The organism is Pseudomonas sp. UME65 (genome assembly GCF_014170225.1).
GTDB classification, from domain to species: domain Bacteria; phylum Pseudomonadota; class Gammaproteobacteria; order Pseudomonadales; family Pseudomonadaceae; genus Aquipseudomonas; species Aquipseudomonas protegens.
Genome location: NZ_LZZQ01000005.1, coordinates 414,557 through 429,087, shown reverse-complemented (window position 1 = coordinate 429,087; position 14,531 = coordinate 414,557). Strand labels below are relative to the sequence as shown.

Annotated in this window: 18 protein-coding genes; 8 read left to right on the top strand and 10 right to left on the bottom strand. The window is 64.5% G+C overall.

Going from position 1 to position 14,531, the window contains the following annotated elements; genetic code table 11:
* Positions 1-11: 11 nt before the first annotated feature.
* Positions 12-1,292, top strand: coding sequence for a serine--tRNA ligase (serS, locus tag A9971_RS05525; protein ID WP_011062164.1), 1,281 nt, complete (start codon positions 12-14; stop codon positions 1,290-1,292).
* A complete protein-coding gene (cysG, locus tag A9971_RS05520) occupies positions 1,293-2,687 on the top strand; it encodes a siroheme synthase CysG (RefSeq protein ID WP_011062163.1) in 1,395 nt (464 codons plus the stop codon).
* A 71-nt stretch (positions 2,688-2,758) separates the two neighbouring features.
* Here cysG and A9971_RS05515 read toward each other — a convergent pair whose 3' ends face one another.
* From A9971_RS05515 to tusD, 6 genes are all read right to left on the bottom strand, one after another.
* Positions 2,759-3,760, bottom strand: coding sequence for a glutathione S-transferase family protein (locus A9971_RS05515; RefSeq protein WP_183000991.1), 1,002 nt, complete (start codon positions 3,758-3,760; stop codon positions 2,759-2,761).
* A gap of 88 nt (positions 3,761-3,848) precedes the next feature.
* Complete coding sequence (locus tag A9971_RS05510) at positions 3,849-4,850, bottom strand: glycosyl transferase family protein (RefSeq protein ID WP_053152671.1); 1,002 nt, start codon at positions 4,848-4,850, stop codon at positions 3,849-3,851.
* Positions 4,847-5,182 carry a TusE/DsrC/DsvC family sulfur relay protein gene (locus tag A9971_RS05505; protein ID WP_183000990.1) on the bottom strand — a complete coding sequence of 112 codons (336 nt, stop codon included), beginning with the start codon at positions 5,180-5,182 and terminating at the stop codon, positions 4,847-4,849. The genes A9971_RS05510 and A9971_RS05505 overlap by 4 nt, the downstream gene beginning before the upstream one ends.
* Positions 5,179-5,475: a sulfurtransferase complex subunit TusB gene (gene tusB, locus A9971_RS05500; protein WP_183000989.1), complete on the bottom strand. Its 297-nt coding sequence runs from the start codon at positions 5,473-5,475 to the stop codon at positions 5,179-5,181. Before tusB ends, A9971_RS05505 begins: the two co-directional genes overlap by 4 nt.
* Positions 5,475-5,837: a sulfurtransferase complex subunit TusC gene (gene tusC, locus A9971_RS05495; protein WP_058434612.1), complete on the bottom strand. Its 363-nt coding sequence runs from the start codon at positions 5,835-5,837 to the stop codon at positions 5,475-5,477. Before tusC ends, tusB begins: the two co-directional genes overlap by 1 nt.
* A gap of 1 nt (position 5,838) precedes the next feature.
* Positions 5,839-6,231 carry a sulfurtransferase complex subunit TusD gene (gene tusD / locus A9971_RS05490; RefSeq protein ID WP_183001027.1) on the bottom strand — a complete coding sequence of 131 codons (393 nt, stop codon included), beginning with the start codon at positions 6,229-6,231 and terminating at the stop codon, positions 5,839-5,841.
* Positions 6,232-6,420: 189 nt separating this feature from the next.
* Here tusD and A9971_RS05485 point away from each other — a divergent pair, with 189 nt between their 5' ends.
* Positions 6,421-7,167: an SDR family oxidoreductase gene (locus A9971_RS05485; RefSeq protein WP_220803054.1), complete on the top strand. Its 747-nt coding sequence runs from the start codon at positions 6,421-6,423 to the stop codon at positions 7,165-7,167.
* Between the two features lie 15 nt (positions 7,168-7,182).
* Here A9971_RS05485 and A9971_RS05480 read toward each other — a convergent pair whose 3' ends face one another.
* The 3 genes from A9971_RS05480 to A9971_RS05470 all read right to left on the bottom strand — a co-directional run bounded on the left by A9971_RS05480 (position 7,183) and on the right by A9971_RS05470 (position 8,782).
* A complete protein-coding gene (locus tag A9971_RS05480) occupies positions 7,183-7,887 on the bottom strand; it encodes a YoaK family protein (protein ID WP_183000988.1) in 705 nt (234 codons plus the stop codon).
* Between the two features lie 42 nt (positions 7,888-7,929).
* Positions 7,930-8,265, bottom strand: a complete 336-nt coding sequence (locus A9971_RS05475) for a DUF6388 family protein (protein WP_015636275.1) — start codon at positions 8,263-8,265, stop codon at positions 7,930-7,932.
* Between the two features lie 61 nt (positions 8,266-8,326).
* Positions 8,327-8,782 carry an RDD family protein gene (locus A9971_RS05470; protein WP_077934483.1) on the bottom strand — a complete coding sequence of 152 codons (456 nt, stop codon included), beginning with the start codon at positions 8,780-8,782 and terminating at the stop codon, positions 8,327-8,329.
* A 184-nt stretch (positions 8,783-8,966) separates the two neighbouring features.
* On the opposite strand from A9971_RS05470, the gene A9971_RS05465 reads away from it, so the two are divergent.
* Entirely contained in the window at positions 8,967-9,719 is a 753-nt protein-coding gene (locus A9971_RS05465; protein ID WP_011062152.1) for an outer membrane beta-barrel protein, read from the top strand.
* Positions 9,720-9,791: 72 nt separating this feature from the next.
* Here A9971_RS05465 and A9971_RS05460 read toward each other — a convergent pair whose 3' ends face one another.
* On the bottom strand, positions 9,792-10,700 hold the full coding sequence (locus A9971_RS05460) for a LysR family transcriptional regulator (protein WP_072452748.1): 909 nt from the start codon (positions 10,698-10,700) through the stop codon (positions 9,792-9,794).
* A 125-nt stretch (positions 10,701-10,825) separates the two neighbouring features.
* Here A9971_RS05460 and A9971_RS05455 point away from each other — a divergent pair, with 125 nt between their 5' ends.
* The 4 genes from A9971_RS05455 (at position 10,826) to A9971_RS05440 (ending at position 14,349) form a co-directional block, all read left to right on the top strand.
* Positions 10,826-11,974 (top strand): muconate cycloisomerase family protein, encoded by a 1,149-nt coding sequence (locus A9971_RS05455; protein WP_174395923.1) that lies wholly within the window; start codon positions 10,826-10,828, stop codon positions 11,972-11,974.
* Positions 11,975-11,984: 10 nt separating this feature from the next.
* A complete protein-coding gene (gene catC, locus A9971_RS05450) occupies positions 11,985-12,275 on the top strand; it encodes a muconolactone Delta-isomerase (protein ID WP_011062149.1) in 291 nt (96 codons plus the stop codon).
* A gap of 51 nt (positions 12,276-12,326) precedes the next feature.
* On the top strand, positions 12,327-13,256 hold the full coding sequence (gene catA, locus A9971_RS05445) for a catechol 1,2-dioxygenase (RefSeq protein ID WP_011062148.1): 930 nt from the start codon (positions 12,327-12,329) through the stop codon (positions 13,254-13,256).
* A gap of 136 nt (positions 13,257-13,392) precedes the next feature.
* Entirely contained in the window at positions 13,393-14,349 is a 957-nt protein-coding gene (locus A9971_RS05440; RefSeq protein WP_015636271.1) for an AraC family transcriptional regulator, read from the top strand.
* Positions 14,350-14,531: the final 182 nt, after the last annotated feature.

The window sequence follows — 14,531 nt, the reverse complement described above, 5'->3', positions numbered from 1 at the left end:
GAGAGAACGACATGCTCGATTCCAAACTGTTACGTAGCAACCTCCAGGACGTAGCGGATCGTCTGGCATCCCGCGGCTTTGCCCTGGATGTGGCACGCATCGAAGCGCTGGAAGAACAGCGCAAGACCGTGCAGACCCGCACCGAGCAACTGCAGGCTGAACGTAACGCGCGCTCCAAGTCCATCGGCCAGGCCAAGCAACGCGGCGAAGACATCGCCCCGCTGATGGCCGACGTTGAGCGCATGGGGAACGAGCTGAGCTCCGGCAAGGCGGAGCTGGAAAACATCCAGAGCGAACTGGATTCGATCCTGTTCGGCATTCCCAACCTGCCCCACGAGTCGGTGCCGGTGGGCGAAGATGAAGACGGCAACGTCGAAGTGCGCCGCTGGGGCACCCCGACCGCCTTCGATTTCCCGATCAAGGACCACGTGGCCCTGGGCGAAACCCACGGCTGGCTGGACTTTGAAACCGCGGCCAAGCTGTCCGGCGCGCGTTTTGCCCTGTTGCGCGGCCCGATCGCCCGTCTGCACCGCGCCCTGGCGCAGTTCATGATCAACCTGCACACCGGCGAGCACGGCTACGAAGAGGCCTACACCCCGTACCTGGTGCAGGCTCCGGCGCTGGTGGGCACCAGCCAGTTGCCGAAGTTCGAGGAAGACCTGTTCAAGATCACTCGCGAAGGCGAAGCCGATCTGTACCTGATCCCGACCGCTGAAGTGTCGCTGACCAACATCGTCGCTGGCGAGATTCTCGACGCCAAGCAACTGCCGCTGAAGTTCGTCGCCCACACGCCGTGCTTCCGTAGTGAAGCCGGTGCTTCGGGTCGCGATACCCGCGGCATGATCCGCCAGCACCAGTTCGACAAGGTCGAGATGGTCCAGGTGGTCGAGCCGTCGACCTCCATGGAAGCCCTGGAAGGCCTGACCGCCAACGCCGAGAAAGTCCTGCAACTGCTGCAACTGCCGTACCGCGTACTGGCCCTGTGCACCGGCGACATGGGCTTCAGTGCGGTCAAGACCTACGACCTGGAAGTCTGGGTACCGAGCCAGGACAAGTACCGCGAGATCTCCTCGTGCTCCAACTGTGGCGACTTCCAGGCCCGCCGCATGCAGGCGCGCTTTCGCAACCCGGAAACCGGCAAGCCTGAGCTGGTGCACACCCTCAACGGTTCCGGCCTGGCCGTGGGCCGCACCCTGGTGGCGGTGCTGGAGAACTACCAGCAGGCCGACGGTTCGATCCGTGTGCCGGATGTGCTGAAGCCGTACATGGGTGGCCTTGAGGTCATCGGCTAAATGGAATATCTGCCGCTGTTTCACAACCTTCGCGGCAGTCGTGTGTTGGTGGTCGGCGGAGGGGAGATTGCCTTGCGCAAATCCCGTCTGCTGGCCGATGCCGGTGCGCAGCTGCGAGTGGTCGCACCTGAAATAGAAGCGCAATTGCAGGAACTGATCGTCGCCAGCGGCGGTGAGTCCCTGTTGCGCGGGTATGTCGAGGCCGACCTCGACGGCTGCACCCTGATCATCGCCGCCACCGACGACGAATCCCTGAATGCCCAGGTCTCCGCCGATGCCCATCGGCGTTGCGTGCCGGTCAATGTGGTGGACGCGCCGGCCCTGTGCAGCGTGATCTTCCCGGCCATCGTCGACCGTTCGCCGCTGGTCATCGCAGTCTCCAGTGGCGGCGATGCGCCAGTGCTGGCGCGGCTGATCCGGGCCAAGCTGGAAACCTGGATTCCTTCCACCTACGGCCAACTGGCCGGGTTGGCGGCGCGTTTCCGGGCCCAGGTCAAAGGCCTGTTTCCGGATGTGCAGCAACGCCGGGCGTTCTGGGAGGACGTGTTCCAAGGGCCCATTGCCGATCGTCAGCTGGCGGGGCAGGGGGCGGAAGCCGAACGTCTGTTGCAGGCCAAGATTGCGGGCAAGGCGCCTCATGCGCCGGGCGAGGTGTATCTGGTGGGCGCAGGCCCGGGTGATCCGGACCTGCTGACCTTCCGCGCCCTGCGCCTGATGCAGCAGGCCGATGTGGTGCTCTACGACCGCCTGGTGGCGCCGGCGATTCTCGAGCTGTGCCGCCGCGACGCCGAACGCATCTACGTCGGCAAGCGTCGCGCCGATCACGCCGTGCCCCAGGAACAGATCAACCAGCAACTGGTGACCCTGGCCCAGCAAGGCAAGCGGGTGGTGCGCCTGAAGGGTGGTGATCCGTTCATCTTTGGACGGGGTGGCGAAGAGATCGAAGAGCTGGCGGCCCACGGCATTCCGTTCCAGGTGGTGCCGGGGATTACCGCGGCCAGTGGTTGCTCGGCCTATGCCGGGATTCCCCTGACTCACCGTGACTACGCCCAGTCGGTGCGCTTCGTCACCGGCCATCTCAAGGACGGCACCAGCAACCTGCCCTGGAGCGACCTGGTGGCGCCGGCCCAGACCCTGGTGTTCTACATGGGCCTGGTGGGCTTGCCGACCATCTGCGAGCAACTGATCAAGCACGGTCGCGGCGCCGACACCCCGGCGGCCCTGGTTCAGCAGGGCACCACCAGCAACCAGCGTGTCTTCACCGGCACCCTGGGCAACCTGCCTGCGCTGGTGGCCGAGCACGAAGTGCACGCGCCAACCCTGGTGATCGTCGGCGAAGTGGTCCAGCTACGCGAGAAGCTGGCCTGGTTCGAAGGCGCTCAGTCCGAGGTCTGAAAAGCTTCGCCGGCAAGCCGGCTCCTACACATCCCGCTGTTGTAGGAGCCGGCTTGCCGGCGAAAGCGTCCTCAACCCCTGCACCAAACCCCTTGCCCACTCAACCGCTGCCGATCATGTGCGCGGCTGAAGTCCTGTAACGGCCCCTTGGGCACAATGCCTGTCGGATTGATGGTGGTGTGGCTGGCGTAGTAGTGCCCCTTGATGTGGGTAAAGTCCACGGTCTGGGCAATCCCCGGCCACTGGTACAGCTCCCGCAGCCAGTTGGACAGGTTCGGGTAATCGGCAATCCGCCGCAGGTTGCACTTGAAGTGGCTGTAGTACACCGCATCGAAGCGGATCAGGGTGGTGAACAGCCGCACGTCGGCTTCGGTCAGGTACTCGCCGGCCAGGTAGCGCTGCGTGTCGAGCAGGGCCTCCAGCGCATCCAGTTCGGCGAAGACATCATCGAACGCCGTCTCATAAGCCTTTTGCGAGGTGGCGAACCCGGCGCGGTACACGCCGTTGTTCAGTGCCGGATAGATGCGCCCGTTGAGCTCATCGACCCTGCTGCGCAAGGGTTGCGGATAGAAGTCCAGGGTATTGCCCGTCAAACCGTCGAAGGCGCTGTTGAACATGCGGATGATTTCCGCCGATTCGTTGCTGACGATGCATTGGCGCTGTTTGTCCCACAGCACCGGTACGGTGACGCGGCCGGTGTAGTCCGCGGTGTCGGCAGTGTAGCGCTGGTGCATGAAGTCGAAGTGGTCCAGGGGGTCGCCGCTGGAGCCGTAGGCGGTGTCGAAGGTCCAGCCGTTCTCGCGCATCAGCCAGCTGACCACCGAGACGTCGATCAGCTTTTCCAGACCCTTGAGCTTGCGCAGGATCAGCGTGCGGTGGGCCCAGGGGCAGGCCAGGGAGACATAGAGGTAGTAGCGCCCGGCCTCGGCGGCGAAGCCGCCTTCACCGCTGGGGCCGGGGCGGCCATCGGCAGTGACCCAGTTGCGACGTTGCGCCTGTTCCCGTTGGAAGGCGCCGTCCTTGCCGCTTTCGTACCACTGGTCATGCCAGCGCCCTTCGATCAGCAGACCCATGAAATGCTCCTCGGCTGTTTTGCGTTGGAGTGCAGTCTATGCCCCTGGGTTCGAACAAAAAGCGCAAAGCATGGGCGGTTTTGATCGATTAAATCGATCTGTCCCGGGCATCCCAGTACTGCTGGGCCAGGGCGAAGGCTTGCTCCCGGGGCGTGCCCAGGCCACGCAAGGCCAGGGCCATGGTGGCCAGCAGGGCCAGTTGCGGGTAGCTGTCTTCTACATCGCCGCGCCACAGCGCCTTGAGGTGCTCGGGTTCCAGGCTCGCAGGTTTCACATGGCGTTGTGCCGACAGTGCCGGCCATTCCTCGTCCCAACTGACGCCACCGGTGCTGCCGTACAGATGGCTGGCGCTGTCCGGGTTGATCTCGATCTCGCCGCCATCGCCCTTGATCACGATGACGTTGTCCCCCAGCAGGCCGCTGGCATCGCGGTGCACTGCCTGGTAGCCGGGGTGGAAGATGCTCTGCAGGCCGCAGCGGGCGCCCAGGGGGTTGAGGATTCGCGCCAGGGAATGGATCGGTGAGCGCAGGCCGAGGATGTTGCGCAAGTCGATCATGCGCTGCAGTTGCGGCGCCCAGTCCCCCAGGGGCATGAAGGCCAGGTTGCCCTGGTCCAGTGCCTGGCCGACCGCCTGCCAGTCACGGCACAGGGGAATCCCCAGGGGTTCCAGCAATTGTTCGGTGTACAAGCGCCCGGCGGTGTGGGCGCCGCCACCGTGGAGCAGGATGCGCACGCCGTTCTGTGCCAGGCACTTGGCCGCCAGCAGGTACCAGGGCAGGTGGCGCTTCTTGCCGGCGTAGGTCGGCCAGTCGAGGTCCAGGGCAATCGCCGGGGCGTTCAGGCGTTCGCGCAAGGCTTCGGTGAAGCCCGCCAGCTCTTGCGGGCTTTCCTCCTTGTGCCGCAGCAGCATGAGGAAGGCGCCCAGTTGGGTGTCCTCGACCTTGCCGTCCAGCAGCATGCCCATGGCTTCCCGGGCTTCCTCGCGAGTCAGGTTGCGCGCGCCGCGCTTGCCCTTGCCGAGAATCCGCACGAATTGGGCGAAAGGGTGTTCTTCCGGGGTTTGGGTGAGCAGGGGGGCGAAATCGTTCATAGGCAATTGGTCGGCTTGGGCAGGCCCGCCAGCTTGGCGGCAAGTTTGGCGGGAGTGCCTTTGAACAGACGGTTCAGGTGCAGGCTGTTGCCCTTGTCCGGGCCCAGCTTGAGGGCGGTGTACTTGATCAGCGGGCGGGTGGCCGGGGACAGCTGGAATTCCCTGTAGAAGCTCTGGAGCAGTTCGAGGATTTCCCAGTGTTCCGCGCTCAGCTCAAGCTCTTCGTTGGCGGCCAGGGCTTGCGCCACGTCGGCGGACCAGTCGTCGAGGTTGACCAGGTAGCCGTCCTTGTCCAGTTCGATGGCGCGAACGCCCACGGTCAAGGTACTCATAGCCAGGTGTTGACCTTGTCATGCTGAAGGGACAGCTCGACGAAGCCCGGGTAATCCACCGCGCGGGCCCAGGCCGGCAGGGCCAGGCCGCGGGCGTTCAGGTCTTCTTCCAGCACGTACAGATTCAAGCCGCTACGGGTGCTCAGTTCGCTGCAAATGGCGCTGCCCGGTTGCAGGGCATAGGCGGCGTCGCCGCACAGCAGCAGGCTGTCGGCGCTGCCCAGCAGGCGCAGGCAACTGCTCAGGCGGGTGTCGGTGAAGGGCGAGTGGGACAACACATGCAAGGTCGACATCAGAGGGTAATCACCTGGTCAAAACGGTCGATGATCCCGGCCAGCTCCGGGGCGTCCAGCAGCTGTACAGCGTCAAGGCTCAAAGCCGCCGGGTCGAGGCCGCGAGCAGCGATGCTGGCATTGCAGGCAAACAGTTCGTCGACGCCGAACAGCGACAGCGCCTGCAGGTTGGCGCTCAGGTCTTTCTGGCGCAGCAGCGAGGCCTGTTGCCCGGGCGCCAGTTGCAGCACGCCATCATCGAGAAACAGCAGGCCGATGGGCAGGTCGAAGGCGCCGCCGGCCAGGACGATATCCAGCGCTTCCCGGGCGCCAGGGCCGGACCACGGCGCCTGACGGCTGATCAACAACAGGGATTTGGCCATGTCACGCCCCTCCAAAACAGATCAGGCGGTCGGCGGCCTGTACCGCGTCATGCAATTGCCCGAGCCCCGAGAGCTCCCAGGGGGCTTCGACGCTCACCGACGTGCGCTGATAGCGCTGGGCTTCGTCAGCATTCAACACACCCCGGCGCAGGGCTGCGGCGATGCACACCACGCTGTCCAGTTGATGCTGGCCGACAAACTCGCGCCATTCCCGAGGCAGGTCCTGTTCGTCCTGGGGCGTGACGATGCTGTTGGCGGCGTTGTAGACGCCGTCCTGGTAGAAAAACAGCCGGACAATTTCATGCCCGCCCGCCAGCGCCGCCTGGGCGAACAGCAGGGCGCGGCGCGAGGAAGGCGTGTGGGCGGCAGAGAACAGGGCGATGGCGAACTTCATGACGGACTCGATGGATAAAACTGCGGCCATGATAAAGCTTTCTCCGAACATCGGCTAAACCCGTTTCGCCCCTGGGGCTCTGGTTCCAGGCATGCAGGACATATCGGGTAAAGCTTTGCCCGGCCCCAAACCGCGAAGCGAGGGATAGACTCGCGCCTTCATTCAACCGGGGACAAGGAGCAAGGGATAATGGATCTGAATTCGGCGGTGGTAGTGGTCACGGGGGCCGGAAGGGGCTTGGGAGCCGCGCTGGCCATCAGCCTGGCGGACCAGGGCTGCAAGCTGATTCTCTGTGGGCGCAACCCCGAGGCCCTGGCGCAGGTCAGCGCGGCCATCGAGTCGCGTACCGGCAGCCCCGCCGATCAGGTGGTGGTGGACCTGGCCAGCAGCGACAGCGTCAAGGCCGCCCTGGCTGAGATCCACGTCCGCCACCCGCAAGTGGACATCCTGATCAACAACGGCGCCATGTGGCTGGAGGCCAGCGAGCAGCCCCACAGCGCCGCTGAAGTCACCGGGGTGATCGACGCCGCACTGAGCGGCACCTTCCTCCTGACCCAGGGCCTGCTGCCGGTGCTCAAGGCTTCCAAGCGCCCGGACATCGTCACCATCGGCTCCATCAGCGGCTTGCCCAATGCTCCGCTGCATAGCGTGTCGCTGCCGTTCTACGCAGCCAAGCACGGGCAACTGGCCCTGGCCGATGGCTTGCGGCAAATGCTCCGGGGCACGCCGGTGCGCTCGCTGTGCGTGCACCCGCCGTACCTGGAAGATGTCTCGCCGCTGGATGAGGCCTGGCAGCAGATTCCGGCGCGGCAGAAGGGCGAGCAGGGCACCAACCGTGATGTGGTGGAGGCCGTGATCTTCGCCCTGACCCGGCCGCGGCATATCAGCCTGTCGTCGATCGTGATCGATACCGACAGCGGCGGCCTGTTCAGCTGATAGCCGTGCTCAATGTCAGCGGTTCTTGTAGCCCAGTTGCCAGCGGCGGGGGATCTTCAATGACGCCACACCCAGCAGCACGGCAAACAACCCGCTGACATACAGTGCCTTGAGCCCCAGGTGCTGTTCCAGCAAGGCGCCCAGCACCGCCCCGGCGAACATGCCGCTCCAGGGCACCAGTTGCACCCGCCAGCCGTTGCGCCGGTCGCCGAGCATCCAGCGCCCCAGGCCGCGGCCAAAGCGTGAGAGGGCGCCGGTGACGTAGGTCAGGCCGATGGGCAGGCCGTTCACTTCCTCCACCGCGGCGTTGAGCATGCCCATGGCAATGATGGCCGCCAGCAGGGCCGGCAGTTGCTGCTCGAAAGGCCAGGCGGCAGAGGCGCAGAGCAACGCGCCGATGCTCAGCAGCAAGGGCAGGGCACGGTGCCCGGCAAGGCGGCTGACCACCACGCCCAGGGCGTTACCGACGATAAAGGTGGCCACCAGGAGCAGCAGGCGCAGCACCAGGCCCGGTTCGCCATCGCTGATGGCTACGGCCATGCGCGTGGTGTTGCCGCTCATGAAGGAAACGAAATCCCCGGTGGCCATGAAGCCGATTGCGTCGGTCATCCCCGCCAGCACCGAAAGGCAGGCCGCCAGCCCGAGGCCGACCCGTCCGCGCCATTTCTGCGTGTGCTGCAGGGCTGCGCTGGCCGATTGCGTGGAAGTCGAAGGCAACATCGTCGGTTCTCCTGAACAGGGACTGCGAGGGGCGCGTGCGGGTCAAGGCCGAGGGTCAAGGTGGTGCAGGGTGCAGTACTCGTCCCACGGCATGCCGGCCATCTCCGCCACTTCCCGGTGCACCTCAAGGCGCTGGACGTGGAATTCCTCGGGGCTGGCAGCGGTCAGTTGCAGGCTCAGTTCCCAGGCGAACAGCCCAAGGCGTTCGGCTTCGGCCTCGAAGGCTTCATGCAGGCGCTCGGCGCGATACTGCGCCGGGGTTTCGCCCCGGGCCCGGGCTTCCAGGGGGTTGAGGTTGTCCAGCTGTTCGCGCAGCTCGGGGCGCTGTTCGAGGAACGTGACCAAGGCCTGTTCATGCGGGTGTTGATCGATTGCCATGAAGACTCCCGGAAAAAGCGCCACGCCAGGGCGCAAGACTGAATGGGTTACGGCCGGATGCTCAAGGCAGGTTCGGCTGAGCGGTCATCAAGCCACGCAGCCGCGCCAGATCCTTGCACGGGATGACATAGGTGCGCGCCAGCCGGTCGCCGATGCGCTGGCCGCGGCTTGATTCGCAGCAGATCAGCAGGGTCACCGGGCTGATGGCCGCTTCGAAGGGACGGGTCGCCGAGCGGATCAATATCTGCAACAGCGAGGGGGGCTGGCCGATGCCATTGATCACTTGCAGGCCGCAAAGGGCCTTGCCGGCGGTGTAGCCACGCCACAGGTATTCGTTGAGGGGAAAATACAGGCACCAGGTGGCCAGCAGGCACCAGGTGGAAAATTGCTCCATATCCGGGTATTGGAGGCGTTCGGCCAGTCGGCACAGGACAAACCACAGCAGCAGTACCAGCAGGCCGTCGACCAGATAAGCCAGAATGCGCCGGATGATCAGGCCGGCTCTCGATACTTCCATGCACTGCCCCAAAGACTACGCCCTGTATTGAGCGCGCTATTGTAAGGCCTAAAGCCCCTGCGGGGGCGAGGCTTCACAGGGATGTGAAAAAAACGTGAAAAATAATTAGAACCTTTTGCTTTCGACTTCCCTCGAAAAGGCTCCTGCAGCATTTGCCTTATTCAAACAGGGAGATCTACACACGATGTCAAAGGTATTCGCAACCCTTCTGGCCAGCACCTCTGCAGCCACCTTGCTGGCCCTTTCCAGCAGCGCCATGGCCGCCCCGGCCACCGGGCCGATTTCCACCCTGGGTATCCTCGGTAGCTACAACGACTTCAAGCTCGAAGGCGGTAGTGAAAGCGACAAGGAGCACCTGGGTGAAGGGGGTGTGTTCTACAACTTCGGCAACAAGATGACCGCCGAATCGGGCCTGATCTACCAGGCCGGGGTCGAGGCCAAGTTCGGCAAGAAGCACGACAACAAGCTCAAGGAAGGCCAGGCCGACCTCGACCTGGGCTGGCGCGCCGCCCTGGATGCACGCAACTTTGTCGATGTGCTGGTGGGGGGTGGCTACACCTGGACCCGCTACGAGCCGGACACTGGCGACTACGACATGAAGCTCACCAACAAGTCGCCCTTCGCCAAGGCTGCCCTGGGCTACAACCACCAGTTCGACGACCTGACCATGCGCGTCGAGCTGGGTGCGCGCCACACCATCAACGGCAAGGCGCGGCTCAAGGTGGATGACGTCGGCAGCGACACCGTGGACCTCAAGGACCGCACCAACCCTTACGCCGAGGTGAATTTCTTGATGAACCAGAACGGCTCGCTGCCGGTCATGGCCGGGGTCTATTACACCCGCACCGAGTACAAGCTGGACGAAGATACGCCTGTGGCTGACAACACCAAGCTCAAGCGTAACGAGTATGGCTTCAAGGTGGGCCTGACCTTCTAAGGGCAGCCGCCCGTTTCAAGCTGCATGAGAGCCGCCGGTGCCCGTCTTTCGATGGGGCCGGCGGTTGTGCTTTCAACTGACGATGGGGTGTTCGCGGCCGATCTCGCTGCGCAACTGGGCGATCAGGTGCAGGCAGTGGGTGAGGCCCGGCGAGGGCTCGCCGATGCGGCGGCTGAGGATGATCGGCGAGGTGGCCTCGGCCTCCAGTAGCGGGCAGAAGCCGATGTCGTCACGGTGCAGCACCTGCACCGAGGCCGGTACCAGGGTAATGCCGATGCCGGCGCCCACCAGGCCGATGGCGGTCTGCAATTCGTTGGTCCACTGGGCGATCTTCAGGTTCAGGCCGCGGGCGTTGAACAGCGCGATCACATGGTCGGCGTAGCTCGGGCGCGGGTTGGCCGGGTACAGCACGAAAGGCTCGTCCGCCAGTTGCGCCAGGCTCACCGGTTGCCCCAGCAGCGGGTGGCCGGCGGGCAGGGCGACCACCAGGCGGTCTTCGGTCAGCACCTTCTGCACGATGGCCGGGTCGTCGATATGGATACGCCCGAAGCCGATGTCGATGCGCCCGGCCTTCAAGGCTTCCACCTGCTGCAGGGTAGTCATCTCCGACAGGCCCAGTTCCAGTTCCAGGGTGCCGTTGCTGCGCAGGCGGCGGATCAGTTGCGGCAGCACGCCGTACAGGGTCGAGGGGGCAAAGCCGATGCCCAGCCAGGTCTTGTGCCCCAGGCCGATGCGCCGGGTGTTGTCGCAGACCTTGCCCAACTGCTCCAGTACCCGGTTGGAGTGCTCGTAGAAAAACCGCCCGGCGGCGGTCAGGCGCAGCGGTCGGCCACGCTCCAGCAGCAGCACCCCTAACTCGTCTTCCAGTTGCTGGATCTGCCGGCTCAACGGCGGCTGGGCGATGTGCAGGCGCTCGGCGGCGCGGGTGAAATTGAGGGTTTCCCCCAGCACCTGGAAATAGCGCAGATGACGCAGTTCCATGACAGCTCCCCAGTGGTGAAGTGCATACCTTAAAGGTATCAAGCCAGACCAATTCTATATTGGAACCCCGGAAAAAGCCGGGACAGAATCGCTGGCAGAACTTCAAGAACCTGATGGGTATGGAAATGCACGCTTTTGCCATTGAATCGATCGAGACGATCATCGTCGATCTGCCGACCATCCGCCCCCACAAGCTGGCCATGCACACCATGCAGAACCAGACCCTGGTGCTGATCCGCCTGCGCTGCGCCGACGGCATCGAAGGCCTGGGGGAATCCACCACCATCGGTGGCCTGGCCTATGGCAATGAAAGCCCGGACAGCATCAAGACCAATATCGACCGTTTCGTCGCGCCGCTGCTGATCGGCCAGGACGCCAGCAACATCAACGCCGCCATGCTGCGCCTGGAGCAGAGCATCCGCGGCAACACCTTCGCCAAATCCGGTATCGAAAGCGCCTTGCTCGACGCCCAGGGCAAGCGCCTCGGGCTGCCGGTCAGCGAACTGCTGGGCGGCCGGGTGCGCGATGCGCTGCCGGTGGCCTGGACCCTGGCCAGCGGCGACACCGCCAAGGACATCGCCGAAGCGCAGAAGATGCTCGACCTGCGCCGCCACCGCATCTTCAAGCTGAAGATCGGCGCCGGTGAAGTGGACCGCGACCTGGCCCACGTGATCGCCATCAAGAAGGCCCTGGGCGACAGCGCCAGCGTGCGGGTCGACGTCAACCAGGCCTGGGACGAAGCCGTGGCCCTGCGCGCCTGCCGCATCCTCGGCGGCAATGGCATCGACCTGATCGAACAACCGATTTCGCGCAACAACCGCGCCGGCATGGTGCGCCTGAATGCCAGCAGCCCGGCGCCGATCATGGCCGACGAATCCATCGAGTGCGTGGAAGACGCCTTCAACCTGGCCCGGGAAGGGGCGGCTTCGGTGTTCGCCCTGAAGATCGCCAAGAACGGCGGCCCTCGCGCCACCCTGCGCACCGCGGCGATTGCCGAGGCGGCGGGCATCGGCCTGTACGGCGGCACCATGCTCGAGGGCGGCATCGGCACCCTGGCCTCGGCCCACGCCTTCCTGACCCTGAACAAACTGAGCTGGGACACCGAACTGTTCGGCCCGCTGCTGCTGACCGAGGACATCCTCGCCGAGCCGCCGGTGTACCGGGATTTCCACCTGCATGTCTCAAAGGCACCGGGCCTTGGCCTGAGCCTGGACGAAGAGCGCCTGGCGTTCTTCCGTCGCGACAAAACCACCCCCGTGCTGAATCACACCTGAGGAGGGCTGCATGCTATTCCACGTGAAAATGACCGTGAACCTGCCGGTCGACATGAACCCCGAGCGCGCCGCGCAGCTGAAAGCCGACGAAAAGGCCCTGGCCCAACGCCTGCAGGCCGAAGGCAAGTGGCGCCACCTGTGGCGCATCGCCGGGCTGTACGCCAACTACAGCGTGTTCGACGTCGACAGCGTGCAGGAATTGCACGACACCCTGATGCAATTGCCGCTGTACCCCTATATGGCCATCGAAGTTGACGCCATGTGCAGGCATCCTTCGTCCATTCATGAGGATGACCGCTGAGCCCGTGCCAGCCCGTTCACCACTCTAATAAATACAAGATGAGGATTAATCATGAACGTCAGAATTTCCCACACTGCCAGCGCCCAGCAGTTTCTTGAAGAAGCCAGCGGCCAGTTCACCGAGGGCGGCAACCCCCGGGCCAAGGCCATCATCTACCGCATCCTGCGGGATTCGGTGAACATCATCGAAGACCTGGAGATCACCCCGGAAGAGTTCTGGAAGGCCGTCAACTACCTCAACGTTCTCGGCGCCCGCCAGGAAGCCGGGCTACTGGCCGCGGGCCTGGGCCTGGAGCATTACCTGGACCTGCTGATGGACGCCGCCGACGAACAGGTGGGCAAGACCGGCGGCACCCCGCGCACCATCGAAGGCCCGCTGTACGTGGCCGGTGCACCGCTGAGCCAGGGCGAAGCGCGCCTGGACGACGGTGTCGACCCGGGGGTGGTGCTGTTTATGCAGGGGCAGGTTCGCAACACCGCCGGCGAGCCACTGGCCGGGGCCATCGTCGATGTCTGGCACGCCAACACCGGCGGCACCTATTCCTACTTCGACGGCAGCCAGTCGGAATTCAACCTGCGCCGGCGCATCGTCACCGACGCCGAGGGTCGCTACCGTTTTCGCAGCATCGTGCCGTCCGGCTACGGCTGCCCACCGGATGGCCCGACCCAGCAACTGCTGGATCAACTGGGGCGTCACGGCCAGCGCCCGGCGCACATCCACTTCTTCATCTCGGCCGATGACCATCGCCACCTGACCACCCAGATCAACCTGGATGGCGACCAGTACCTGCACGACGACTTCGCCTACGCCACCCGCGACGAGCTGATCGCCCAGATCACCTTCAGCGAAGACCAGGCCCGGGCCAAGGCCCTGGGGGTCAGCGGGCGCTTTGCCGAGATCGAGTTCGACTTCACCCTGCAGTCTTCGGCCCAGCCGCAAGAGCAGCAGCGCCACGAGCGGGTCCGCGCCCTGGAGGACTGAAGCGCCGACCGTGCCTGGCCCGGCCACGGAGCACCGACCCAGGTGCCCGTGGCTTTTGCCGTTATGCCGGGCCTGACGAGACTGCGCTGCGTGCCTGAAGCGCAGACCCAATAAGAACCATCAGAGTGACCCGATCATGCAGATGCATCTGTTGAGTGAGCGCAGCAGCGTGTTTGTTCAAGCCGATCCCTATGCCGTATCCGGTTACGTCAATCAGCACGTGGGCAGCCACTGCATCCGCCTGCCCCGGGCCGGCCATCCCCAGGCCAGCCTGCAGCACCGGGCCCTGGCCAGCCTGGATTTGTGCAGCATCAGCTACGGCGCCAGTGTGCGCGTCACCTCGCCGGCCCTGGAAAGCATCTACCACTTGCAAGTACTGCTGCGGGGCCACTGCCGGTGGCGTGGCCCGGGCCAGGAGCACTACTTCGCCCCGGGGGAACTGCTGCTGATCAACCCCGACGACCCGGTGGACCTGACCTATTCCGACGACTGCGAAAAATTCATCATCAAGATTCCCACCCGCCTGCTGGAAAACGCCTGCCAGGAACAGCGCTGGCAGTACCCGGGGCAGGGCGTGCGCTTTCTGCGCCAGCGCTACCAACTGCAGGAACTGGAAGGCTTCGTGCCCTTGCTGAGCCTGCTGTGCCAGGAAGCCGAAGCCCTGGAAAGCATGCCCAAGGTCCAGGAGCACTACGCGCACATCCTGGTGGGCAAACTGCTGGGGCTGATGCAGACCAACGTGCAGCGCGGTGCCCTGGGCGCCTCGGCGGCGACCTTCGAACGGATTGCCGACTACATCGAACGCAACCTCAAGCACGACATCGGCTGCGAAGAACTGGCGCAACAGGCGCGCATGAGCCTGCGCTCGCTGTACGCGCTGTTCGAGCGCAACGCCCGCACCACGCCGAAGAACTACATCCGCCAGCAGAAACTGCAACGGGTGCACGCCTGCCTCAGCGACCCGCACAGCCCGGTGCGCAACGTCACCGAACTGGCCCTGGATTTCGGCTTCCTGCACCTTGGGCGTTTTGCCCAAAGCTACCGCCAGCAATACGGCGAACTGCCCTCCGACACCCTCAAGCGTCGGCACTGATCCTCTGGCATCGGCCTCTTGTAGGAGCTGGCTTGCCAGCGAAGAGGCCTGCAGGCTCAGCACCCCATCCAAGGGCCTTTTCGCCGGCAAGCCGGCTCCTACACAGGCCACGTCGGCGCTTTTGCAGAAAACGGATACAGGTGTGCACGCATTGGCTATTGCCCGTTCCAAGCCCGCCCTAG